The organism is Stieleria maiorica (assembly GCF_008035925.1).
GTDB lineage: Bacteria > Planctomycetota > Planctomycetia > Pirellulales > Pirellulaceae > Stieleria > Stieleria maiorica.
This window is the reverse complement of record NZ_CP036264.1, coordinates 6,568,861-6,591,937: the sequence shown is the minus strand read 5'-3', so window position 1 is coordinate 6,591,937 and position 23,077 is coordinate 6,568,861. Positions and strand designations below refer to the sequence as shown.

The 23,077-nt window shown below is 59.2% G+C and carries 23 protein-coding genes; 10 read left to right on the top strand and 13 right to left on the bottom strand.

Features of this window, described 5'->3' with window-relative positions:
* Positions 1 to 16: 16 nt before the first annotated feature.
* Positions 17 to 2,539 (bottom strand): DUF1592 domain-containing protein, encoded by a 2,523-nt coding sequence (locus tag Mal15_RS22345; RefSeq protein WP_147869798.1) that lies wholly within the window; start codon positions 2,537 to 2,539, stop codon positions 17 to 19.
* Between the two features lie 374 nt (positions 2,540 to 2,913).
* The gene (locus tag Mal15_RS22340) at positions 2,914 to 3,330 is read right to left on the bottom strand and encodes an acyl-CoA thioesterase (RefSeq protein WP_147869797.1); all 417 of its coding nucleotides are present in this window, start codon (positions 3,328 to 3,330) and stop codon (positions 2,914 to 2,916) included.
* Between the two features lie 238 nt (positions 3,331 to 3,568).
* Between Mal15_RS22340 and Mal15_RS22335 the strand changes: the two genes are divergently transcribed.
* Both Mal15_RS22335 and Mal15_RS22330 read left to right on the top strand, forming a co-directional pair.
* Positions 3,569 to 4,567, top strand: coding sequence for a 6-bladed beta-propeller (locus Mal15_RS22335; protein ID WP_199773712.1), 999 nt, complete (start codon positions 3,569 to 3,571; stop codon positions 4,565 to 4,567).
* A 295-nt stretch (positions 4,568 to 4,862) separates the two neighbouring features.
* Positions 4,863 to 5,372, top strand: coding sequence for an acetolactate synthase (locus Mal15_RS22330; protein ID WP_095739476.1), 510 nt, complete (start codon positions 4,863 to 4,865; stop codon positions 5,370 to 5,372).
* A 118-nt stretch (positions 5,373 to 5,490) separates the two neighbouring features.
* On the opposite strand, the gene csrA is transcribed toward Mal15_RS22330, so the two are convergent.
* Both csrA and fliW read right to left on the bottom strand, forming a co-directional pair.
* On the bottom strand, positions 5,491 to 5,715 hold the full coding sequence (gene csrA / locus Mal15_RS22325; protein ID WP_095739475.1) for a carbon storage regulator CsrA: 225 nt from the start codon (positions 5,713 to 5,715) through the stop codon (positions 5,491 to 5,493).
* 324 nt (positions 5,716 to 6,039) lie between these two features.
* Positions 6,040 to 6,552, bottom strand: a complete 513-nt coding sequence (gene fliW, locus Mal15_RS22320; protein WP_147869795.1) for a flagellar assembly protein FliW — start codon at positions 6,550 to 6,552, stop codon at positions 6,040 to 6,042.
* Between the two features lie 164 nt (positions 6,553 to 6,716).
* Here fliW and Mal15_RS22315 point away from each other — a divergent pair, with 164 nt between their 5' ends.
* From Mal15_RS22315 to Mal15_RS22305, 3 genes are all read left to right on the top strand, one after another.
* Positions 6,717 to 7,328 carry a TerB family tellurite resistance protein gene (locus tag Mal15_RS22315; RefSeq protein ID WP_233902961.1) on the top strand — a complete coding sequence of 204 codons (612 nt, stop codon included), beginning with the start codon at positions 6,717 to 6,719 and terminating at the stop codon, positions 7,326 to 7,328.
* Positions 7,328 to 8,179: a 50S ribosomal protein L11 methyltransferase gene (locus Mal15_RS22310; protein WP_147869793.1), complete on the top strand. Its 852-nt coding sequence runs from the start codon at positions 7,328 to 7,330 to the stop codon at positions 8,177 to 8,179. The genes Mal15_RS22315 and Mal15_RS22310 overlap by 1 nt, the downstream gene beginning before the upstream one ends.
* A 151-nt stretch (positions 8,180 to 8,330) precedes the next feature.
* On the top strand, positions 8,331 to 8,681 hold the full coding sequence (locus Mal15_RS22305) for a hypothetical protein (protein ID WP_147869792.1): 351 nt from the start codon (positions 8,331 to 8,333) through the stop codon (positions 8,679 to 8,681).
* Between the two features lie 6 nt (positions 8,682 to 8,687).
* Here the strand turns inward: Mal15_RS22305 and Mal15_RS22300 are convergent, their stop codons facing one another.
* Positions 8,688 to 10,097 carry an ArsB/NhaD family transporter gene (locus tag Mal15_RS22300; RefSeq protein ID WP_233902960.1) on the bottom strand — a complete coding sequence of 470 codons (1,410 nt, stop codon included), beginning with the start codon at positions 10,095 to 10,097 and terminating at the stop codon, positions 8,688 to 8,690.
* A gap of 367 nt (positions 10,098 to 10,464) precedes the next feature.
* Between Mal15_RS22300 and Mal15_RS22295 the strand changes: the two genes are divergently transcribed.
* Positions 10,465 to 10,998 carry a Uma2 family endonuclease gene (locus Mal15_RS22295; protein ID WP_147869791.1) on the top strand — a complete coding sequence of 178 codons (534 nt, stop codon included), beginning with the start codon at positions 10,465 to 10,467 and terminating at the stop codon, positions 10,996 to 10,998.
* A 317-nt stretch (positions 10,999 to 11,315) separates the two neighbouring features.
* Here the strand turns inward: Mal15_RS22295 and Mal15_RS22290 are convergent, their stop codons facing one another.
* Positions 11,316 to 12,293 (bottom strand): nucleoside hydrolase, encoded by a 978-nt coding sequence (locus tag Mal15_RS22290; RefSeq protein ID WP_147869790.1) that lies wholly within the window; start codon positions 12,291 to 12,293, stop codon positions 11,316 to 11,318.
* A 374-nt stretch (positions 12,294 to 12,667) separates the two neighbouring features.
* Between Mal15_RS22290 and Mal15_RS22285 the strand changes: the two genes are divergently transcribed.
* Positions 12,668 to 13,075, top strand: a complete 408-nt coding sequence (locus Mal15_RS22285) for an FHA domain-containing protein (protein WP_147869789.1) — start codon at positions 12,668 to 12,670, stop codon at positions 13,073 to 13,075.
* A 64-nt stretch (positions 13,076 to 13,139) separates the two neighbouring features.
* Here the strand turns inward: Mal15_RS22285 and Mal15_RS22280 are convergent, their stop codons facing one another.
* From Mal15_RS22280 to Mal15_RS22255, 6 genes are all read right to left on the bottom strand, one after another.
* A complete protein-coding gene (locus tag Mal15_RS22280) occupies positions 13,140 to 13,529 on the bottom strand; it encodes a translation initiation factor (protein WP_147869788.1) in 390 nt (129 codons plus the stop codon).
* Between the two features lie 200 nt (positions 13,530 to 13,729).
* On the bottom strand, positions 13,730 to 14,383 hold the full coding sequence (locus tag Mal15_RS22275; RefSeq protein WP_147869787.1) for a hypothetical protein: 654 nt from the start codon (positions 14,381 to 14,383) through the stop codon (positions 13,730 to 13,732).
* A 101-nt stretch (positions 14,384 to 14,484) separates the two neighbouring features.
* Entirely contained in the window at positions 14,485 to 15,966 is a 1,482-nt protein-coding gene (locus Mal15_RS22270) for a sulfatase (protein ID WP_147869786.1), read from the bottom strand.
* A 253-nt stretch (positions 15,967 to 16,219) separates the two neighbouring features.
* The gene (locus tag Mal15_RS22265) at positions 16,220 to 16,456 is read right to left on the bottom strand and encodes a hypothetical protein (protein ID WP_147869785.1); all 237 of its coding nucleotides are present in this window, start codon (positions 16,454 to 16,456) and stop codon (positions 16,220 to 16,222) included.
* Between the two features lie 53 nt (positions 16,457 to 16,509).
* Complete coding sequence (locus Mal15_RS22260; protein WP_147869784.1) at positions 16,510 to 17,733, bottom strand: DUF1559 domain-containing protein; 1,224 nt, start codon at positions 17,731 to 17,733, stop codon at positions 16,510 to 16,512.
* Between the two features lie 145 nt (positions 17,734 to 17,878).
* A complete protein-coding gene (locus Mal15_RS22255; protein WP_147869783.1) occupies positions 17,879 to 18,076 on the bottom strand; it encodes a hypothetical protein in 198 nt (65 codons plus the stop codon).
* Positions 18,077 to 18,331: 255 nt separating this feature from the next.
* Here Mal15_RS22255 and Mal15_RS22250 point away from each other — a divergent pair, with 255 nt between their 5' ends.
* From Mal15_RS22250 to Mal15_RS22240, 3 genes are all read left to right on the top strand, one after another.
* Positions 18,332 to 19,672, top strand: a complete 1,341-nt coding sequence (locus tag Mal15_RS22250) for a tripartite tricarboxylate transporter substrate binding protein (RefSeq protein ID WP_147869782.1) — start codon at positions 18,332 to 18,334, stop codon at positions 19,670 to 19,672.
* 27 nt (positions 19,673 to 19,699) lie between these two features.
* The gene (locus Mal15_RS22245; protein ID WP_199773711.1) at positions 19,700 to 21,199 is read left to right on the top strand and encodes a tripartite tricarboxylate transporter permease; all 1,500 of its coding nucleotides are present in this window, start codon (positions 19,700 to 19,702) and stop codon (positions 21,197 to 21,199) included.
* Positions 21,200 to 21,299: 100 nt separating this feature from the next.
* Positions 21,300 to 22,697 (top strand): sulfatase family protein, encoded by a 1,398-nt coding sequence (locus Mal15_RS22240; RefSeq protein WP_147869781.1) that lies wholly within the window; start codon positions 21,300 to 21,302, stop codon positions 22,695 to 22,697.
* Position 22,698: 1 nt separating this feature from the next.
* Here Mal15_RS22240 and Mal15_RS22235 read toward each other — a convergent pair whose 3' ends face one another.
* Positions 22,699 to 23,076: a PH domain-containing protein gene (locus tag Mal15_RS22235; RefSeq protein WP_147869780.1), complete on the bottom strand. Its 378-nt coding sequence runs from the start codon at positions 23,074 to 23,076 to the stop codon at positions 22,699 to 22,701.
* Position 23,077 lies beyond the last annotated feature (1 nt).

Here is a 23,077-nt window from a genome sequence, read left to right as displayed (position 1 = left end):
TCTCCCTATTGATTCGCTACCGGTTGGTCGCGTCGGCGTCGTAAGTTTGGAATCGGAATTGGCGGCTGAGGACGACTTCGGTGACCAGGTCGGCCAATCGAAATTGATTGCCACGCGTGTGTTCGATGATTTCGTCGATCGTGCAACGGTCGTCTGGCGTGAGTTCACGACCGATGGCAAAGGTCAACAATCGTTCGGTCAACGTTCGCGCCAGCCCTTCGATCTCGGTCTCGGCCAACATGCCGCTCAGTTCGGCGCCCCCATTGAAGGACCGCCCGTCAGGCAACGCGCCGCTGGCGTCGATCGGTTTGCCGCCCTCTTCGGTGCGGAATTGGCCGATCGCGTCAAAGTCATCCAAGCCGAACCCCAATTGATCCATCACACGATGGCAGGACGCACAGGACGGACTTTGACGGTGCAATTCGAGCTGCTCGCGAAGTGTCGCGTTGTCGCCGGCCGTTTCCCCGTCCTCCAACTCGGGGACGCCCGCCGGCGGATCCGGCGCCTTGGTCCCCAAGATGTTTTCCAGGATCCACTTCCCACGCAGCACAGGGCTGGTGCGATTCGGCGTGCTGGTCAGCGTCAAGACGCTGGCATGAGAGAGCAATCCGCGACGGGGCGTGCCTGACAACGAGACTTTCTGATAGGGCTGATCACGCGCTTTCGATTCATCGACGGTCAACCCGTAGTGTCGCGCCAGCGACGGATCGACGAACGTGTAGTCGGCCGTCAGAAACTCGCCGACCGGCAGGTTGTGTCGCAAGATGTGCAAGAACAACGCTTCGGTCTCGCGCACCATCGCCGATTTCAGAGGATCATCAAACGTCGGAAACCGTTTGCCGTCGGCCTCGTGTTCGGTCAGGTTTCGCAGACCCAACCACTGGGCGGCAAAATCCGATGCCATCGCATCGGCCTTTTGGTCGGCAAGCATGCGTTCGACGTGGCCTTTCAATCGATCCACGTCCAATTGGTCGCGATCGGCCTGTTCCAACAAGGTTTGATCCGGCGTGCTGCTCCACAGAAAGTACGACAACCGGGTCGCGAGCTGGTGCTGGGAAAGCGGCACGTCGCCGAACGCATTCGGTTGACTGTCGGCCGGCGGCGTCTCGACACGAAACAGGAAACGCGGACTGACCAAGATTGCCGACAGTGCGATTTGAGTCGCCCGATGATACGATGCACCGTCCTTGACCGATTGCTCAACCAATTGCGCATAAGGCCGAACCTCGTCGTCGGTCACCGGACCACGAAAGACGGTATGCATCAGTGGCGTCAAATTCTTCAGCGCCACTTTCTCCACGTCGTAATAACGATTCCGTTTCTTCGGCGCGATGTGGCGAACCACTTCGAATTGTTTGGGCGGATAGGCCTCGCTCGGATGCTTTCCCGGGCCATTCACCTTGAAGGAACGGAACATGAACGGAAACTCGTCGGAGTCGATCCCGCGCTCTACCGAGACCGGCTTGCCGCGTTTTGCGAGAATCGATTTGACGCGTTCCGGATCCATGTTCGTGACGGATTCAAACTTCGTCTCCCCCACCTTCAACTCTCGATCATCCAAGACTGGAACAAAGATCAATCGATGCTTCCCTTTGGACAGCTCGATGGTTTCGTTCATCGAGTCGGCGCTGCCTCCCCCGCCGAAATAGTCCAATCCGTCGGTGGCCAGCAATGTTCCGCTGGCGTCACAGATCGCAACGTTCACGCGACCGCGTTCTTTCGAGGTCGCTCCGCCACGCACGTCGATGCGGTAATCGCCATCGAACGGGGCCTCCAGATCGATCCAGGCAAAACTATCGCCGTCGACAAAACGTCCGCTGAAACTGCCGATTTTGGGCTCGCCATAAATCGGAATCTGGTCGCCGGGAACTTCTAGACGCAGCACGGGAAGGTCGTCCGGATCGACGATCACGTTCTGCGAGACGTGTTCCGCCGCTTCGATGAACTTTTCGATCAGCATCGGACTGAGCGAAAGCACATCGCCGTTGTTGTCAAACCCCGCGCCGACTTCATCGGAAGGAAACCGATCGGCCGGTCGCAGATCCATCCCGAACAAATCGCGGATGGTGTTGTTGTACTCGCTGCGATTCAGCCGCCGAACAGTGACCTTTCCCGCCCGCGGTGTCAGATCGCAAGTCGAGGAGTACATCGTGGCCTCTAGCGACGAGACCAACAATTTGCGTTCTTCGATCTCCGGCGTGTCGTAATCTTCCGGCGGCATCGCCCCGAAGCGGACCATCTCAAGCACCCGTTTGACTTCCGCCGTGGTCAGGTCGCTGAGCGTCTCAAACGGGCTCAGATCCAAGCCGCCTTCTTGGACGTCTTCGTTGTGACAATCCACGCAGTAGGCTTGCATCAATGGCAAGCCGGTCGATTGCCACTCGGTCAGCGCCTCGGACGCCGCCGACTCCGGTGTCGTTGTCTTTTCATCGGCAGTCGCGTTTCCATCGACAGGTGGCTCCGCCTTCAGCGGAGGACTGGCGGCGACGATCCAGAGAAACCCGATCAGGCAAGCCGACAGCGACGCGGGGCGCATCATCGTCAACCAACAGGTCGTGCGACTGTGGCGGGGCAGGACGTCGTAGGGACGTATTGCGATCTTGTGATCGAACACGGAAAAACCAGCGGCTAGTTGTAGGCGGGACCGGAATCGGGATTCACCGGCAGGCGCTATTACGCACCCGACCGGCGGCACACCCGACCGCGGTGATGGGAAGGGACAGGTAATTGTAGGAATCCGGTCACCTTTTTCCAGACAAATCGACGGTTCTGCGCCAATTAAGACAGGACGGGCCAGTCCCCCCCGGACTTTACCCCCAGTTTTCCCAGCCCGACGCGTAAGCGAGGGGCATCGCCTGGCCCCTCGCTAACGCGCCGGCCTGTAGAAGTACACGATACCCCCTCGAAAATCGCTCACTGCCCCAATTGCGAGGCGAGTTCCAGAAACTTGGGCGGCAGCTTCTTGGGGCGGCCCTCGGCATCGACACAGGCGATCGTCGAATCGGCCGACGTGATCAGCGTTTGGTCGCGGAAGACCTGATAGTGATGGCGCAAACGCACCTTCCGAATCTCGGTCACCGCGACGTCCAGCCGCAGGTAGTCGTCAAACTCCGCCGCCGCATGGTACTGGACGTTCATTTCGGTGACGACCAACAGCCGCCCGGAGTCTTCGAGGTCCTTGTAACGCACCCCGCCGGCGCGGAGCATTTCGACCCGTGCTTCTTCGAAAAAGTTCAGGTAATTGGAGTGGTGGACGCGCCGCTGGCCATCGGTTTGATGGTAGGCGACGCGGAATTCATGCGAGTATCGAAGCAGAGAGTCGTGGGGCATCCTGGCGGCCTGGGGGCGGAAAGTCCATCGTCATCGGATCGCGGCTCGGCGCGGCGTGCATCTTATACCCGATCCGGTCAACCTCTGTATCGGGCAGACACTCTCTCTACCGGGCAGCCCCTCTCTGGATCAGGCAGACACTGCGTGCCGCCGCCGAGTTACAATCTCTAGCTCATCCCCCCTCTTTCAGTTCCCCCCTCCTCTTCGCCGCCCCCGACGGCAGGGACACCGAACCTTGATGAACCGCATCTTTTTCCTGGTGACGTTTTCGGTCGCGTTTGTCGCCGCGACATCTGCCTGGTCCGTCGATCCCGTTCGGATGGGGTGCGGCGACATGACGTTTGACACCGTTCCCGGCTGGGGACTTCGGGCGGACGGGAATTCACCGCTCGGGCCGACACATGGTGGCGTGGTCGTGGACAGCCAAGGGAACATCTACACCAGCGCCCAAGCGGGCGTGTTCGTGTTCTCGCCCGAGGGCGCGGTGATCCACACCTACCTCGGCCCGGAGTATGCGAACATCCACGACATGGAGATCCGCGAGGAAGACGGCGAGGAGTACATTTACGGAGCCCGGAACAAGGACGCTGAAGGTATCAAATTCCGCGTCCGCGGCGGCGACATCGTTTTGAAACTGCCTTTCCCGGAAGAGTCCGGACTCGATCTGAAGAAGTTCAGCCCGACCGCAATCACCGTGGCGGCCAGCGGCGACATTTATTTGTCAGACGGTTACGCCAGCAACAACATCTTTGTCTTTGACAAAACCGGAAAGTACTTGCGGCACTTCGGCACCAAGGGCAACGGGCTGAAGGAATTCAACACCGCGCATGGGATGACACTGGACACCCGCTACCAGCCCAACCGCTTACTGATCTGTGACCGCAATCACCAACCCAAGGGACGGTTGTTGCACTATGACCTGGAGGGCAACTTCATCGAAGAAGTGATCACCGGATTGGGGATGCCGACGTCCGTCGCAATCCAGGGCGACTACGTTTCCGTGCCGGACCTGCACGGACGGTTGGTGATTCTGAACAAGACCAACACCATCATCGCCGTGTTGGGCAATAACCCCGACCCGGCCAAGGGACGAAGCTTCAATGTCCCCCAGCGGGAATGGGTCGAAGGTGTCTTCAGCGGCACGCACGGTTCCTTCTGGGACCGGGAGGGGAATCTGTACGTTCAGGACTGGAATATTTCGGGCCGGCTGATGAAGCTGGTCCGTGTCCGGCGGTAGTGCTCTCACGTGGCATTCTTTTTCGATTGGGCTGGACAGTCGCCGTCCTCTCCGAGGTCGGCGCGGCGCAAAGCTTCGCTTTTTCGCCTGCGCCGAGTTCGGAGAACACGGCGACACTCCCAACGCGTCAACAAGCGGATCACGCGTTTCGATTCGGCGGCGGGAACGGTGCATTGCCTTTCCCACCGGAGCCCCCCATGACGGGCGGATCGTCGAATTGACCATCCCGAGGCGAACAGCGTACACTACGTCGATTGCAACACAAACGTAGCGCTGCATTCACGACGAGGCTGTGATGGAATCTGACGACGGAAGTGGTGCGGCAACCAAGTTCGACACGATGCGGGGCCGCAATTACCCGGCGCTCCGCCAATTCACGATCTTCTTGGAGAATCGTGTCGGTCAACTGCTGGAAGTGGTCCGCAGGTTCGAAGGGACCGGGATCCGTATTTGTGCCCTGTCGATCAACGATGCCGCCGAATGCGCGTTCGTCCGTTTCTTGGTCAACGATGCCGATCGCGGACGCGAAATCCTGGAACGAAGCGGTTTGGCACTGATCGAAACGGATTTGATCGGAGTGCAACTGCCCGAAGGCCCTCAACCGCTGCTCCGCGTCTGTACCGCGTTGCTGCAGGCCGAGCTGAATATTATTCAAACGTATCCGCTGATCGTTCGCCCGCTCGGCAAGCCGGCCGTGGCGATCATGGTGGAAAACATCGAAATGGCGATGGAAACGTTGATCGAGAAAGGGTTCACGATCATCACCGAAGGTGACCTGGACGACAATCCGACCATCGATCAGTAGCGTGCCGCCGCGTCATCGCGTCCCTGCCGGCCGCGTTACAGCCAACCTTGCCAGCGTGTATCAGCGGTGGAGCGTCGCCCGAATCGCGCAGCGGCCACGTCGGATCCGTTCGACACGGTTAATCGCGCGGCGGTTTAACGTCTTTGGTCGCGGCGGCACTTGTCTGTGACGACCGTCGGTTTTCACGTTGGATCGCGTCATAGACTTCTTGTCGGTGAACCGGGATCGACTGTGGGGCTTCGATACCCAAGCGGACTTTATCGCCGCGGATATCGACAATCGTGACAACGACATCGTCGCCAATCATGATGCTTTCGTCGCGGTGTCGGGATAGGACCAGCATATTGGCCTCGACATCATTGAATTCTAAAGGAAACAGAAGGAGGTTAGATCACGGTTAAATCACCCGAGTCGGCACCGCCCTCCGCTGCGTTGGATTCGCGGCGAGAGAATGATTTCCATGGACTGAGAAGGGTGATTCAAGATCAGCAGACAGCCTCGCCTCACGGTGGGCATGCCTCCTGACAACCTGTTCATCGGCGCAGCGGCGCCGGCATTTGATCTCCTTCTCAGGAAGTCGGCAGATACCGGTCATGCCGATTCATCGCGCACGCCGGTTTAGAACGAAATTCCCAATGCGACGGGCGTCACCCCGCCCCGACGGGAATCACGCGGCGCGGTTGATCTGGCCGACCAAGCTAGACGAGGTCGCCGCGGCGACCGAAGGCAGCGGGCCGGTCAACGGCATCATCACCTCATCCGATTTCAACGACGTGACGCTTTGTTGCAGCGGATGGTCGTTGTCGGTGATCACCTGGCATCCCAATCGGCGACTCAAGTTCAACAGAATCGGCGAGCGCAGATTCGTCGTCAACTTCCCGCTGTGTCCCGACACCGTCGTCAAGACATACAGTTGAGTCCCCGGGCGCATGTGCAAACCGGCCAGTTCCCGTCGCGAAACTTGCACGCGATAATCGGGAAAAAACGCCCGTGGGCTGATCAGCGGGAGCGCGCGGTCACCGCGAGACGCCGATTGCAACCACGCGACGGCAGGGTTCTCCGAGTCGGGCAGCAGCGCCCAATCACGCAGTGTCTCCATCCCGATCAGTCCGGCGGGAAAAAGAAGGAGCTGGTCTTGATCGACCGTAATGTTGCCAAAACGCTGAGTTTCGATCCGCATCGGAATGGCTCGGTGGCGCTGGAGAGATTGGATGTTCCTACACTATCGTTATCGGCGGAGCCCCTTTCGAAATCGACAAAATCGGACAAGAACTCGAAATCGGTGCCGCAACGGCTTTCCAACCAAGGTTTTCCCAAGAGCGTTTCATGATCCTCATCGGAACGATGAATCTAACTCGGACCCGTGAAACTGGGCAGTTCTATTGCCCCACGTGTCGCTGCGCTCAAGAGTACCGACTGCGATCGCGACGCCCCTTTCTCACGCTGTACTTTATCCCGGTCGTCCCGATCGGGGCGGCCGAATGGTTCGTCGATTGCCGCGGCTGCCGTGAAAAATGGGACCCCACCGTGTTGCAGATGGACCAACGCGAACACGAACAGGTTCAAATCGAACAGTTCCAAACCGAAGCGCTTCGCAGCGCCGTCCTGGTCGTCCTGGCAGACGACCAGATCAGCAGCACCGAAATCAAAGTGCTGCAACAGATCGCCTATCAGCTGCTCGGCCGGATGATCGATCGAGAAGAACTCGGCGAACTGTGCTCGATCGCACAGCAAAACAAGATCCGCGCGGCAAACTATGTCTTGACCGTTTCCCGACGCTGGAGCGAAGACCAAAAGGGCGAAGCGCTGCAAGCGATGTTCTTGGCCGCGACCGCAGAAGGTAAAATGGACCAGGCACAAATCAAGGTGATGGCCGAGATGCGTGACATTCTAGACTTGACCGAACAGGAATACCAAGCGGCGATCGAAGCCGCACTGGAGAGGGAACTGGTTTGATGAACGATGTCGTCTTTCCGCCGCCGCTTCGAACCGGCAACGCCCGATCCATCGCGGCGTGCGCCGCGTTGCTGTGCGTGCTGGTCGGCAGTGCCGGATGCCCGTCACCCGATCGCACTGACCTGGACTATTCCTATGACGTCGAACAATTCGTCGTGCTCCCGGAATTCGATGCGATCGACGGCCAACCGCTGGTCCAATTCGAAAGTGTTTTCTGGGAACCAGATGACACCACCTCGCTGCGAGAATTGATCGTCAAAGACCAGATCGCCGCCGGGCGCAGCGTGTTGGAAATCGGCACCGGAACGGGGCTGCTGTCGCTGCTAAGTCTGTCCAACGGAGCCCAAAAGGTGGTTGCCACGGACATCAATCCGGCCGCGGTCGCCAACGCGCGATACAACGTCGCGATGCATCACGACGACGCTCGGTTCGAAGTGCGACAGGTCGCCCCATCGGATCCCGGGGCGTTTGCCGTGATCAAGCCTGACGAAACGTTCGATTTAATACTGTCGAATCCGCCATGGGAGGACGGTAAGGTCGCTGCACCAGCCGATCACGCCTTCTACGACCCCGATTTCGCCCTGATGGATTCGCTGCTGGATGGCCTGCCACAACGTCTCAACCCCGGGGGACGCTGTCTTTTGGCATACGGACATGCCCCCGCGATCACGCGTCTGTTATCCGAAGCCAAAGCCCGTGGATACCAAACCAAGGTCTTGGACGACCGCGATGTCGAACAATTGCCGCGGGATTTCCTTCCCGGCATGTTGATCGAAGTTCGTTTGGGGCGAAATCAAATCCCCAAAGTAAACGCTAGCAGTGGTGATCCACCAGCTACGGATCTCCGCTAGCGGGTTGCCGCAAAAAGCTTGCGACCGACCATTCGCTGCCATTACCATAGAGTGCAGCGGCAGAACAAAAGTCGTGGCACTTTTGATTCGTGGACTACGCTTGTAAAAGAGTGACCGCTTTTTTCGAACATTACGTGAGTCAGAATCGCCCATGATCCACTACACCTGTGATCGCTGCAAACGCACGATCGATCCGGAAACGGAACCAAGGTTTGTCGTCGAGATCGATGTTCGTATGGCCAGCGCCGCTGAGCCGAGAAGTGACCACTCCGAAGATCTGGACCAACTCGCCGAACTGCATGACCAATTGCAGCGCGAGCTCAATGCCGAACTGGGTGTGTCGCTGCAGGACGACCTGGACGAAATCGATGACGTCGTGTGCGGACGAGACATCGACGACGGCCCCGACCAGTATGACCTTTGCGAACATTGCTTCGAAGCCTTCACCAGCAACCCGCTCGGCCGCGAAACCACCGTCGGCTACGGATTCAGCAACAACTGAAACCCATCACAGCGAAGGCGTCCAACCACTGTTGTGGTGAATCAAGACGTACACAATCGCGCCGGCGACTTGCACGAGCATGATCAAACCGCCGAGCTTTAAGAACGTCCCCCAGCCGACGTGGACGCCGGCTTCTTTCTTGAGTGCATAGATCGCGATCACGCACGAAATCGATCCGATCGGTGTCCCGTTGCCGCCCAGATTGCAGCAGATGATCAGCGTCCACCAAAGCGGTTCGATCGGGACCGTTCCGTCGGCCGCGATGTCTTTGACGATCGGGATCAACGTCGCGGCGACCGGAATGTTGTCGACGATGCTGCTGGCCACTGCCGAAAACACACCCAACAACGGAACCAACAACGTCAATTCGTTGCCCGACAATTCGATCACTTGCTCGGCCACCCAGGCCAGCGCGCCGGTTTGCTTGACACACCCGATGATGACAAACAAACCCATGAAAAACAGAATCACCGTCCAGTTCACTTTCCCGATCGCGTCCTCGACGCCCTTGCCGGCAAACAACAAAGCCGCCGTGGCACCCACCATCGCGATGAAGTCCATCCCCACGCCCAACTGTTGGGCAAACACAAACCCGATCACGGTCAGCGACAGAATCGTTCCGCTGCGAAGCAGCACACGCTTGTCCTCGACCATCGCCCAGGGATCAAACGTTTCGATCTGTGCCCGCAACGCTTCCTGTTGCTCGGGCGTCTGCTTCCATGGCAAGTCGTTTCGAAAAAAGAATCGCAGCGCGAGGACGGCGATCACCAGCGAAACGATCGCGTAAGGCAGACTGACCTGCAGGAACTGGACATAGGGGATCTCGGCCGCCGTCCCGATCATGATGTTCGGCAACCCGCTGGCGAACGTGGCGATCGCACCGCTGTTGGCGCAGATCGCGACACTCAGCAACAACGGCATCGGCTTGTAATTCAGCGACCGGCAAATCACCAACACCAGCGATGACAGGATCAACATCGCCGGAACGATCGTCAGCACCGCGACGAACAAAAACGTGACGATGCACAACGTCATGAACAGCTTGGATGCCGACCCGCCCGTGAAGCGGACGATCCACATCGACAGAAAATGAAACAGCCCGCTCTTGCCGACGACATCGACCAGGATGCCGGTGCCGATGATCACCCCAAAAATATTCAGGTCTTCCTTCAGGAACTCGTACAGCTTGGGGTACTCGAACAGGTGCAACGCCAACCCCAGCGTCACCAGCACCGCCGCCCCACACAGCGCCGCGACCGTTTTGTGAAAACGCTCAATCGCAACCCCCACGTACGTCGCGCACATGACGGCCGCAAACAGCAACATCACACCGGCCGATGCCGGTTCGATCGGTGCCTCGTCGACAGAACTGGCTAGCAGCACGGGCCCGGAAAGCAAAGTGTCAGTCAGATTCATTCGAAGACCTGCATCGCAAAAACGGATTCGATCCGCATACCGTACCACCGAACCGCCAAAACACGCTACCTGGGAACCCGCGGGGCTCGTCACCGGTGGAAGAGGCTTCCGGCCTGTCGCCCAAGGCCACCTACTTTCGATCACAAACTGAGCCGCAGGCGCTAGCCTCGGGCCTGACAAGTCTCGAAGGGCAATCCAAGGCCCGCGGCTAGCGCCGTCGGCTCATCGGGTAGGGGGCATTGGGCTGTCGCCCGTGGGAGAGGCTTCGAACCTGTCATCTCGGTTTCGATTTCTCGGCCCGCAAGCGACTGCGACACTGAAGTCGAGTCCCCCGTCGCTCGACAACCGACCCGCACCGCAAGTCCCGATGAGTCCCGCGCCACGCTACCTCCCCCACTACACGCTGGAAGACTACGCCCGATGGGAAGGCGACTGGGAATTGATCGACGGCGTCGCGATTTCGACGGGGCCGTCGCCCTTCGGCCCCCACGAGCGCGTCATCTCCCGGCTGTCATTTCAAATTCAAACTCAGATCCAACAGCACCGATGCCCGTGCGAGGTGTACACCAATTTGGACTGGATCATCGGGGATGACACCGTGATCCGCCCCGATCTGATGGTGGTTTGCCGCGGCCAGCCGGAAAACCATCTGCAGCGGTCCCCCGATCTGGTCGTCGAAGTGCTCTCGGATTCGACTCGCGGTCGCGACTTGACAGCAAAACGCACCCTGTGCCGTGAAAACAACATCCCGCACTATCTGATCATCGACCCAGCGGACAAGACCATCCAACGTGTCACCGCCGCCGGCAGTGATCGCCCAGGTCTCGACGCCCCACTAAACCTGCCGCTGGCGACCGCCCACTGCCAGATCGCGATTGATCCCAATCGCCTGTTCGAATGACATCGTTCTGCCTGCCAGCCCATCCATCAATCCGACTCAGCGGAATTCCGCGCACCGCAACGTAGTAAGCCCAACGATAGCAGCGTGAACCCACGGATCCCTGACCGCATTCCATCCGTGACTGTATGACATCCGTGGGTTCGCGCTGCCATCCGTGGGCCAATTGAAAACGGTCGATACCCAAGGGAATCTTCCGCCTAGGGCACCATTACTCAGGGTACAGCTTCCCTTTCGGGGCGTCGCCGTGAACGACTCGCCGCGACGACCTGGATAGGACGTCGTGCAGTGAACCGCGGGACCGCCAACCTTCTTGCATGCTACTTGCCGCCGCCCGATTCGCCTCGTGGCGGTTGACTCACCAGTGCGCGTTGGACTTCGACGACGCGTGCCGTTTGGATGGCGTTCATGGTCAAGTAGCGATCACGGCCTTGTGGGTCGGGCGTGAAGCGGGTGAACCCGTCGTCGTCGACCGAGACGGTGCCGCGCTTCGACAATCCGAAGTAGCCGTCATCGGGACGCACCGCATACAAAACGCTGGTCAGGTCCCAGGTCGGCCGATCATGATCGGGACCACTGTGCAACAGATACGCCTCGGGAACGATGTGGTGCTCTCGATAGCGAAAGTCCCGCGCGATACTTTCACGCGGGTACGGTGCAGCGATACCGATCAAGAAGTCACTCCAGACGACCGGCACGTCGGCGGGCCACTGGTCGGCAAACCGCTGCATCGAACCGATTCCGTTGCGGACGTTTGCTTCCAGGAAATGCGTGTTGCCCTTGACCGGTCGAAAGGCGCCGGCCATCACCGACACCAAACGCACCTTGCGACGCACCAGTTCGACGCCCGACAGGGGGCTGATCGCATCGGCCGGCGACTCGATCAAATCGGCAAGGTTCGCAGCCAATCCCACCTGCACCAACACGACGGAGTGGTCGGCTGACTGTGCCAGCGTTTGACGCAGCACCGTGACTGCATCCGGTGCATCGTCAGCGGTGATCAAATCATGGGGATAGCGGTACTGCCCCTGCTGCTTTTCCTCGACCAGTTTCAAATACTTGCTGTCGCGGCGCTGGGCATCCCGCGTCACACCGACCGGCAAGTCGCCGCGTCCATAAAACGTGTTGACCGCATCGACGAAGGGCGCGGTCAGCGGGTTGATTTTCGAAACCGTCACCGCGGCGACCGTGCATTCGCCTCGATCAGCCAGCGTGTGCAACATCGCAAGGGCCAGCACGTCGTCCACGTCTCCGCTGATGTCCGTATCAAAGATCACCGTGACCGGTCGATCTGCCATCAGCGGGGTGCTCGTCAGCAGCACTAGCGATAGCGCACACCAAACAGGTACCGAGAATGGAGTCCGTTTTGCAGATCGCAGGTAGAGCGTTTTGAAGTTCATCGCAGTGGGGAATCGCGGAGGGGAAGGGAGGTGCGTGATGGTGACCATGCACGCTGGGCAGGAAGAACGACCAATCTACTTCGAAACCGGTGTCGATCTAGGGGCAAGCTGGTTCGCAACGATCGGCGAATTCGCTTGCCGGAGAGCAGGGTGTTTCCGGCAGAGTGTTTCTGAGGCCGCTCGATTCGACGCCGGGCCTGCCATGGTGTAAATTTGCTATTAAGAACATTCAGGCGGGTCCTTCTTATCTTCTCTTTCTTGGGACGCTGACGATGAATTACAAGTTCGTTTGGGTCGACACCTCCAGCGGGATCGACCGACAACAATGGGTCCTCATTCCTCCGGTGACCGTCGGCCGCTGCCCGACGGCGGAAATCACCATTAGCGACGGTTCGATCAGCCGCAAGCACTGTCAGTTCCTACTGGATCCCTACGGATCGCTTGTGGTCCGCGATCTGGGATCCAAAAACGGCGTGTACGTCGACGAACGGCGGGTCGACAAGGCCGTCTTGCTGCCGGGCAGCGAGGTCAAAATCGGCGTGGTCACGCTGCGTGTTGAAATGACGGACGAAGCGGTCGACCAGATCGACGAACCCGATTCCGCGTTTGATTTAGAAGTCTACGATCTCGGCGAAACCCAACCCGTGAAAATACTCCCGCCCGCCGAAGGAGCCGGCTGAGTCATCCACCTGGACGCCCCCACTTGTACGATGGCCCTTCCGGGCCGTCGACCGGGCGCGGATCTTACCGCGTCGGTTTCACTTTGAATCCCAGTCCCGTGAGCGTGCTGCCGACGGTGGCGGCGTGGTCACCCTGGATCTCGATCAAATCCTGTTTCGGCTTGACCGTTCCGCCGCTGCCGCACGCGGCTTGCAGTTTGGTCAGCAGCTCGGGCAGATCATTCGCTTTGGCCGTCAGCCCTTCCACAACCGTTGCCTTGCGGCCGCCCTTGCGTTTCTGAACGCTGATCCGCGCGGTCTGTTTCTCCGGCGGCAATCGATCGGCTTCGCGTTGGCGTTTCGCTTCGGCTTGTGCCTTTTCTTCCGGCGTGCAAACACATTCGGTTTCTGGCTTTCCACAGTCCTCGCACTGCGGAGGGATATCAAACGGTGTACCTGCAAAAAGTCGAGTCATCGGGATCCAAGCATCGGTTATCAAAGATTGACGAAAGCCGCCACGGGCTTGTTGATTTAATCAGCCGTTTGGCGCGAGCCTACGGGCGCCAGTGCGTTTTGGTGGTGTTGGAGGCCTGTACGCTCGCGCGAAACAGCTGATCCAACGTGTGATCGGAATAAACTAACAGGCCGCCAGGGCTTTCGGCTCCCCACGCGGCACTAGCGACGTTGACTCCAGACCTTGACGTCATCGATTTCGACGCCTTCACCAGCGCATCGAAAGACGAGCGTCGGCTTCTTGACGCCGAAGGTCGGGTGCGAGGCTTTGAGCTCGGTTTGATCGATCGTCGCGGTGACGTAGTTCTGCCACGTGGTCACGCGCAACTCGTGCCACTTTCCGGTCTGCACAGCCACGTCCGAGGACGCCAGGACTTCGTTGGGGTCTTCCTGGCGACGGTTCTTGTCGACGTGTTTCATGATCCGCCAACCCGTCGGCGTGACGATGACCGAAAACAGATGTCCCTTTTTATCCAGTTCGCCTTTGGCCGGATCGAATCCGAAATGAAAGGCCTTGGTGCCGTCGGAGATTTTGAAACGCAACTGGTACACCGCATTGTCGGTCTGGACCGTGCGCCGTGCCGCCGCAGCGTGATTGTCCGCCGCCACTTCGCTTGCCTGCAGCACCCCATCGACCACCTTCCAAGTTCCGGTGTTGACATGCCACTTCTTGTCCAACGGTTCGTCAAACGTCTCGTCGACGACCAGTTGGCTGTTTTGCGGCGCGATGCCGAATTGTGATTCGACGGCATGGATCGATTGAATCGAAACGAGAGTTGCGATCAAGAAAGCGGCGAGCAGGGTTCGGATCGGCATGACGGTTTTCCGTTGGAATGGGGAAGGCGGCAGGATACAAGGGGACGGACCGAAACTCTTGGCGAGTTCCGCTACCCGATGCAGCCGACATTGACTGCACGTTAGGGATGCCAAGGCATCGGTCCGTTCTCTTTGGGACGCAGGAATTTGGCGTCCACGTCTTGATACCAGGAATGGAGCATCGCACGCATCTTCGCGACTCGTTCGGCATGCTGGTCGGCCAAATCGTCTCGTTCGCCGATGTCATCGGCCAAATTGTACAGATGAACGGCGCCGTCCTCGTAGCGTTCCACCAATTTCCAGTCACCGATTCGGATCGCCCCACCCGGAAACCCGCCTTGATTGCTGTAGTGCGGGTAGTGCCAGTAAATCGCATCGCGATCCAGTTCGGTCTTCCCCTTCAGCAGCGGCACCAAAGAAAACCCGTCAAGGTGTTGATCGGGCAACAAGGGCAGACCGGCCAGCTCCAGCAAGGTCGGATAGAAATCGGTGCTGACGACGGGAACGTCGCACGAATCGGGGGCATCCTGGATCATCGGCGCGTGGATCATGAATGCTTCGCGAATGCCGCCTTCGTACACCCAGCCCTTGCCACCTCGCAGCGGCAAATTGCTGGTCGGCGAACCTTCGGAGGTGGACAATCCACCGTTGTCGCTGGTCAAGCAAATGATCGTGTCGTCCATCAGGTCCAGGGCTTCCAACCGATCGATGACGATTCCGACGGCGCGGTCCATCGATTCGACCATCGCGGCGTACGTGGCGTGGGCTTGCAGTGTTCGAACGCGACGCGGTTGTTTTGCGTTGGGCCAGACCTGCTCTTCATCGGCAAAAGCCTCTTGGGTATCCAGCCCCAATTCCTTGGCCTTCTGTTCGTACTTCTCGATCAGCGGTTTGGGGGCCAGCAACGGCGTGTGAACGCTGTAGAACGCGAGGTAGGCGAAAAACGGATCGGACGGGTTGTCGGCGATGAAGTCGGCGGTTTCATTTGCCAAACGGATCGGCAAGTGCTCGCCATCGGGTCCGTTGGTCAGTCGCGGATTACCGTAGGGGGAGAAATAGCGTTTGCCGCCATACGGTCCGCCCCGGCTGAATCCGCCGAAATTCAAATCAAACCCTTGCTTGGTCGGCCAAAACTCTTCGCTCGGCCCCAGATGCCATTTTCCGGCAAACATGGTGCGGTAGCCATGCTGCTTGAACGCTTCGGCCATCGTCACCTCGCTCAGCGGCATGTGATCAATGAGCTCGGCGGGCAAAAATCGGCCGGGGCGTTTCCCGGAAAAAAAATTGGTGGCGTCGACGCGCGTCGGGTACCGCCCGGTCAGGATGCTGTAGCGTGTCGGTGAACACACCGGGTTGGCCGCGTAGCCGTTGGTGAAATTCGTGCTCCGTTCAGCCAGCCGGTCGATGTTGGGGGTTTCGTAGAACGTGTCCGGATTGTTGACGCCGACATCCATGAACCCCAAATCATCCACCAAAAAGAAAACGACGTTGGGAGATTTGGCCTGTCCCCTGTCGTCGGGCAGGGCAATCGTTGCAAAAAGGAAAACGATCAGGGAGGCAAAAACGTTGCGGGTCGAGGGCATCGGCGGAGGGAATCCGTGGCAGGTGGGTGATTTCGGATCGGTTTGCCGTGTTAGTGTAACCGACAATCGGCAGATTGTTATTCAATCACCCTCGTTCCCACGCTCCGCCTTGAAACGCTGCTGTCTCTGTGGCTCCGCCACGCGCCGGTGTGCATCGCGAGGCGGAGCCTGTGTTTCGCAAAAATCGTTCGATTCGTTCGCGTTTTCGTTCGTAGGATTTTGGCGTTTTCGATTCCGCGAAACCCTCTTGGGATCAGCCGTTTGGCGCCAGCCTACGGGCTTCATGGACGCTGGACTTCCATCGACGCTGGACTTCCATCGACGCTGGACTTCCATCGACGCTGGACTTCCATCGACGCTGGACTTCCATCGACGCGGGGCTTCCATCGACGCGGGCCTCCATCGACGCTGGAGGCCCGAACGCTTGCGTGAATCGGCTGATGTCACGCGTGTGGCGTCGCCCGATGTCGGCTGTGAGTCGGTCCTCCATCGCGGAAGATTTCGCTTGAATTCTGAACCACCGCAACATCAACCGACTTGCAGCTACTGGTTCAGCTGCTCCTCGATCGTTTCGCCGCCGGCCCGGGTCCCGAGTGCCCCCCATAACCCGTAGGGACTGGGCATGCCGGGCGTTTGAACGCCGGTGCCGTTCCACTTCACATTCCCCGCCGTCGTGTCTCCCGATTCAATCGAATCGGTGATGAAGATCACGGCGCCGTCGCCCATCAGGATGTGGGCCCCTCCCTGGTGACGGCTACTCGGTCCATAGATCCCGATCGTGAACGTGTTATTCCCGTTGCTGCAAATCTCGCGGTTCGGCGGCAGAATCGACGTGATGCCGACGTTGACCGCCATCCCGTTCATCCATTTGAAGCCTCGCTGCACTTCGACATTGTTGCTGGCAAAGTCTGTGCCGGGCGCCCAAAACTTCGGTCGATCCGGGTCGATTTGATCGGCACACAAACTGGGGTTGTTCAAGATTCCGGAACGTTCGGCGACACGGGTGGTGATGTTGTTGTCACCCAGGTCCGTATTGAGTTCTCCCCCCATGATCGTGTTGGACAGCCCGTCCAACACGTCTCGAAACCGAGTCTCTTCGCGAGGCACAAACATCCCGCGCGTTGTCGACCGCATCCGAGTCATTCGCGTTCGTGCGATCACGCCGGTCTGGTTGCGACCGCCATTGTTTTGAAACTGAATCGAATCTCCCAGGGCGACCCCGTAGTTGGTCCGGCCCTGTGCCGGCAAACCGATCCCGGGATCACTGGGACAGCGATAGGACGGGATGTTCGTCAGCCAGGGGTCGTATTGAAATTGACCGTGTTGGGCCAAATTCATCGCGACCTGTGGCCCCATCGCGCTGAAGTAAAGCCCCTGGGCAGAAGCGGGTTCTTTGACGGCAAACGGATTGCTGATTTGATCCCACAAGGCCTGCTGCTCGACGAACGGCAAGATGCCGACGAGGGCGCTCAAGTTGAAAAAATTATTGCCACCGTAAGGTGCCCCCAGGGGCACCGGCGTCCTGGCTTGAATGTTGTTGCCGCGGCGATAGGTGCCCCCACGGTTTCGCGGCAGGTTTTTGTACGTCGAATGGTAGTTGTGAAACGCCAATCCGATCTGTTTGAAATTGTTGCTGCAACTCATCCGGCGAGCCGCTTCTCGCGCCGCCTGGACCGCCGGCAACAGCAACCCGACTAAGATGCCGATGATCGCGATCACCACCAACAGTTCGACGAGCGTAAATGCCCGCCTAGACTCTCTTCGCATCTGACCTCTCCCGTAATGAAAACGAATGAGAACCGAAGTGCGAAAGAACCCACGCATCGACGAACCGGTCGACGCGTTTACCGCCGCACCCCGAATAAAATAAGACGCCTCTGCGTCATCAACCACTGAAGCATTACCAACTCGTTCACTCTCCCGTTCCGTCGTCCTCTTCCGATTCGTCATCTTCGTCGATTCGAGCCGCCGCCTCGGGATTCGCATCCAAGTACGCCTGAATCGACCCTTCCTCGGGACCAGTGGGTTCCTTGGACGGGCCGCAGCCGCATAACACCAACGCTGCGATCATCAGGAGAGCAACGGCAGATTTGGTCCATGCTTGCTTCATCGTGAACACCTGAATTAAACGGTTGGCAAGGAAACGAGACTCCCCAAGGCAAGGCCTTGTGCATCCACCCTAAAGCTTTTTTCAACCGATTGCACGCGATCTTGCGAACAAAACTTCCATATATTGAGGGCGGTCTCCCGCAGCTTGCCGCGTACTCCCCGCCCCCCAACGTTCCGTATCGCTTTGTACCTACCGGCCCTTTCCCGACAAAACAGCCCCCGGCATCGGCTCCAAATTCGACCGCTGCGTCGCCTGATGTGCTGGATCGGCTGCTGTTTGCTGATCATGTCGCTGTGCGGTTGCGATGATTCCCCGCAGGACTCGCGTGTGTACCCGCGGCGGCCGATCAAGCTGGTCGTCCCTTTCGGCGCCGGCGGCGGCAGCGACACGTTTGCACGTGTGCTGCAAAACGCGATCGAAACGCATCGTCTGCTGCCGCAGCGGTTGGTGATCATCAACGTGCCGGGAGCGGGGGGGACGATCGGCAGCCGTCGTGTCAAGAACGCGCGCCCCGACGGTTACACGCTGTTGCTGCTGCACGACGGCATCCTGACCGCACGCCATTCGGGCAGTGCAAGTTACGGCGCCGATGCGTTTATCCCGATCGCGGGCACGGGAAACGCATCCCAGGTGATCGCGGTCAACGACAACTCACCGTATGCGGATCTACCGGCGTTGATGCGCGACGCAACCGAGCACCCGGATTCGATCGTCTTTGCGGCCAACATGGGTGCACCCAGCCACTTCGCCGGGTTGATGTTGCAATCGAAAAAAGTCGGGGCCAAGTTTCGTTTCACCCAGACCGGCGGCGGAGCGAAACGTTTCGCCGCGATGCAAGGTGGCCACGTCGATGTGTCTTCATTCTCGATCGCGGAATACATTCAATTTAAACCCAGCGGGATCCGGGCCTTGGCGCTGCTCGGTCCCCAGCGACACCCCGACCTGCCCGAACTGGCGACCGCAACCGAACAGGGTTTGGACGTCATCAACGAGAACATGCAGTTCTGGTGGGCGCCACTCGGCACACCGGCCGATCGTATCGAGACGATTGCCGATGCATTGCAGGCGGCCATGCAAACCGACCAGGTCCGCCAAACACTGGCCGAAATGAAGATCACACCGACGATGCTGCGAGGCCCGGCGCTCGACGTGGAAATCGACCAGCGTGACCGCATGATCGCCGCGGCCGCCCCGACGTCCGAACTGCACCTGCCACCGTTTGCCGATTATGCATTGGTCGGTTTCATCATGACCGCCGCGGCTGCGTCCATTCAATCGTTCCGGCGCCGCACCGCCATGCGACGCGAGACGGTCGACCTCGCGCGAAACGGGCGTCCGGCCAACCGCGCCCAACTGGCGGGGATCGGATGCTTGACGATCGGTTATGTGATCAGCCTGCAGTTCGGCCTGGCCGGATTCGTGCCGGCGACGGCCGTCTACGCGCTGCTCAGCGGAGGGATCCTGCTGTGGCCCTTGCTTGCGTCACGACAGACCAACCCCATCAAGGCAACGCTGACTCTGTTGATCGTCAGTGTGATGATGAGCGTCGTGATGCATCACCTGTTTACCGAAGTGTTGGTCGTGGATCTGCCGTAGACTCATGCCTTCCAGGAGAATCATCGTTTGTTTACCCAGCCCGACGTCGCGATCGAATTTTTGTTGTCCCCGACCGCCTTATTGATGGCGGCGATCGGATCGTTGTTGGGCATCTTCGTCGGGGCGATCCCGGGATTGACCGGCGCAATGTTGATCGCATTGACGTTGCCGCTGACGTACTCCATGCCCAGCGAGCTGGCTCTCGTCTTGCTCGTGGCGATGTATGTCGGATCGGTCAGCGGCGGGCTGGTGACGGCGACCTTGCTGCGGATCCCGGGGACGCCGGCCTCGATGATGACAACGCTGGACGGATACCCGATGGCCCGACGCGGTCAATCCGGACGCGCGCTGGCGTTGGGGATCGGCGGGTCCTTTCTGGGCGGAATGATCTCTTGGGGATTCCTGGTCTGCCTGGCCCAGCCGATGGCGGTCTGGTCGTTGACGTTCGGCCCCTTTGAATTCTTCGCGTTGGTGGTCGTTGCGATGATCCTGATCGCATCGGTCGGCGGCAAATCGCTCAGCCTGGGGCTGTTCTCGGGCGCGCTCGGTGTGATGATCGCCATGCCGGGAGCGTCGCCGGCGACCGGCATGACGCGATGGACTTTCGGGATCCATGAACTGGACGATGGGTTCAAACTTTTACCCGTCTTGATCGGCCTGTTCGCCGTCAACCAAGTGATCCGCCAAATCCTGGACGGCGGCGACGCGGGCCAAGTGGCCGAAACGACCGAGGGCGACAAGCTGGATTTCCGCATCCGGGATCTTGCGACCCACGGTGTCAATCTGCTCCGCTCGGCTCTGATCGGAACCTGGATCGGAATCTTACCCGGCATCGGTGCCAACGTCGGTTCGGTCATCGCCTACTCGGCAGCCCGCCGAGCTTCCAAGACTCCGGAACGGTTCGGCAGCGGCAGCGAAGAGGGGATCGTCGCATCCGAAACCGCCAACAACGCGACCGTCGGCGGGGCGCTGATCCCGCTGGTCGCGATGGGCATCCCGGGAAGCGTGATCGATGCCATTTTGTTGGGCGCATTGGTGATTCACGGGCTGCAACCCGGGCCGATGCTGGTTCAAAGCGATCCCCTGGCCGTGCAAACCATTGTCGGAACCATGTTGATCGCCAACGTGCTGACGCTACTGTTCCTGTTGGCCTCGGTACGTGTGATGGTGCGGGCGGCACGCGTCCCCAGTTATGTCCTGGTCCCCGTCGTGATGGTCTTTTGTGTGATCGGTTCGTACGCGTTGGCCAATCGAATGTTCGACGTTTGGGTGATGCTTGCGTTCGGCGTCGTCGGCTACCTGATGGAACGGTTCAGAATCCCGATCGCGCCGCTGGTGATCGGATTGGTGTTGGCGCCGATCGGCGAAGAACACCTGGCGGCGGGGCTGATGAAGAGCGGCGGCAGTTTGATGCCGATGTTCACCCAACCGATCTCGCTGGGCTTGTGTCTGCTTGCACTGGCGATGGTGGCGTGGACACTATGGCGGCGATTTGCGACGCGCCCCGACAGCGCCGATTTGACGTAGCCACGCTCGATGCGAGCGTGGAAAACGCCGGGGATCCACTTTCTGGCGAAGGCAGCTACTCACCCCACTTCATTTCCTCTCACCATCCACCGTCGATTCTATGCGTCCCAACATCCTCTGGTATTGCACCGACCAACAACGTTTCGACACCATCGGTGCGTTGGGAAACCCGCATGTGGTCACCCCGACCATTGACCAACTGGTCGCTGACGGCGTCGCGATGACTCATGCGTATTGCCAAAGCCCGATCTGTACGCCCAGTCGTTCCAGTTTCATGACGGGCATGTATCCGTCCCGCGTGCACAACACCCGCAACGGCAACGAATCGTTTCCGTCCTATCCCCCGGTGATCACCAAATTGATCGCCGACTCGGGCTACGACTGCGGTCTGGTCGGCAAGTTCCACTTGCAGAGTGCGGGGCATCGCACCGAACCGCGGATCGATGACGGGTTTTCCTATTGGAAGTTCAGCCACGCGCCGCGAGACGATTGGTCCGAAGGCCACGACTACGCACAGTGGGTCTCCGATCGCGGCGGCGATCTGGACGCGATGAGACAGTCAGAGGAACATGTCCCGACGGAATTTCACCAGACAACCTGGGCCAGCGAGTGCGCGATCGAATTCATCAACGACCACGCACGATCGACCAAGCCTTGGCTGTTGAATCTGAACATCTACGATCCGCATCCACCGTTCATTCCGCCCAAATCCTACGCGGATCGGTTCGATGCGGCCGACATGCCGGGACCGCACTTCCGAGACTCGGATCTGGTTCAACAAAAAAAACTCGCCTCGCTGGACTTTCAGGACGAAATCCGCACCCCCGAGCAACATAACGCCAATCGCGTCCAAGCCGACTACTACGCCATGATCGCCCAGATCGATGACCAGTTCGCGCGGATCCTCGAAACGCTCGACCGCACCGGCGCGCGGGACAACACCGTGATCATCTTCACCAGCGACCACGGCGAAGCGCTCGGTGACCACGGGCTGATGTTCAAGGGGTGCCGATTCTACGAAGGGCTGGTGCGGGTCCCGTTGATCTTTTCCTGGCCGGGGCAATTCCGATCCGGGTTGATCTGTGACGGCCTGGTGGAATTGCTGGATCTGACGTCGACGCTGATGGAATTGTGTGGACTGGAGTGCCCCGACTACATGCAGGGCAAGAGTCTGTTGCCGATTCTGCATGGGCAATCCGATCCGTCGCACCACCACGACTTCGTTCGCAGCGAGTATTTCGACGCTCTCGATCCACACTTCACCGGCGGCGTCGGGACGTTCGGCACGATGTACCGGACCCCGCGTTACAAGTTGTGCCTGTACCACGACAAAGGGCTCGGCGAACTGTATGACCTGCGGAACGATCCGTGGGAGTTCAACGACCTGTGGGATGATCCCGATCACCAGTCGATCAAACACGGACTGATCCAAGACGCGTTCGACGCCCACGTCGTGCTGACCACCGACATGGGATCGCGGCGAATCGCCCCGATGTGAACTAACGACAGGTATGCCGCGTGATCACTTGAATGATGTCGGCGACGTTTTCGGCCTTGCGAAAATCAAACGTCAACGGCTCCGCCGTACCGGAGAGCCAGAGTTTCAAATCCGAATCCAAATCAAAGTGCCCGGCACTTTCGATCGAGTAGCGGACGATGCTGCGATAGGGGATCGACAGATATTCGGTCTTTCGTCCCGTCATCCCCTGCTTGTCGATCACGATGATGCGCTTGTTGGTCAGCACGATCATGTCGCGGACCAATTGGTAGGCTTTTTCCACCGATTCGTCCTCGATGACGATCGACGCGATCTGCTTTTCCACCTTGTCCAGGTTCGCCTCGGACGCCGAACCCAGCATGCCTGATAATAGTCCCATC